Source organism: Deinococcus malanensis (assembly GCF_014647655.1).
Lineage (GTDB): Bacteria > Deinococcota > Deinococci > Deinococcales > Deinococcaceae > Deinococcus > Deinococcus malanensis.
The window spans coordinates 1-638 of the sequence record NZ_BMPP01000069.1 but is presented as its reverse complement, the minus strand read 5'-3'; the positions used below and the strand labels follow the sequence as shown (position 1 = coordinate 638).

1 protein-coding gene is annotated in these 638 nt (G+C 66.9%); it reads right to left on the bottom strand.

Annotated elements, in window-relative coordinates; all coding sequences use genetic code 11:
• Window positions 1–248 precede the first annotated feature (248 nt).
• On the bottom strand, window positions 249–638 hold a 390-nt coding region (locus tag IEY49_RS21255; protein ID WP_189012394.1), incomplete at its 5' end, for an FAD-dependent oxidoreductase.

The following is a 638-nucleotide window of genomic DNA, read 5'->3' as shown; positions in this document are numbered from 1 at the left end:
CTCACCATGAAGGCGGCATGAATGCTGCCGCCAGAGGTCATGCCAGCAATCAGGAGTACTTCCGGGTTGAGGACTCGCGTTCCCAGGGTGGAACGCTCAGGCAGGTTCGTGCAGCACGATCTGCGCGAGGAAATTCTCCAGACCTTGAGTGACCGGGTAGAGCGGATACGACAGCCAGCCCCAGGCGTCCTCGGAGCGGTGCTCCACGCTCGCGGGATGAACCGTGCGAAGTCCAAAGACCCATCTCTCTACCTCTGCGCCGTATGCCCCGCCAGCACGAGGCGCGCGGCATGCTCACCGGACTGCACCGCACCCTCCAGAAGGCCGCCCTCCAGTGGCGACGTTTCTGCCCCAGCCCAGAACAGGCGGCCGTCCAGTGCCGGTTCGCGCAGCAGTGTATGGCCGTACGCCGGGAACACCTTTGGCGGCGCCTCATCCTGAGCGGTACTCGACAGCCGCTCCCGGGTCCAGTCCACCTCGTCGTAGGAGCGTGGCAGCAGCGCTGCCGGTCCGAACAGGCGCCCGAGTTGTTCCATCACCAGGTGCTGCCGTTCCTGCCGAGGAGCGCGGCGCACCTCCGCATGCGCGGTGAAGAAACCAAACAGGGCGCCCGCCCCGCCGTCCGCGGGCGAGGCGTC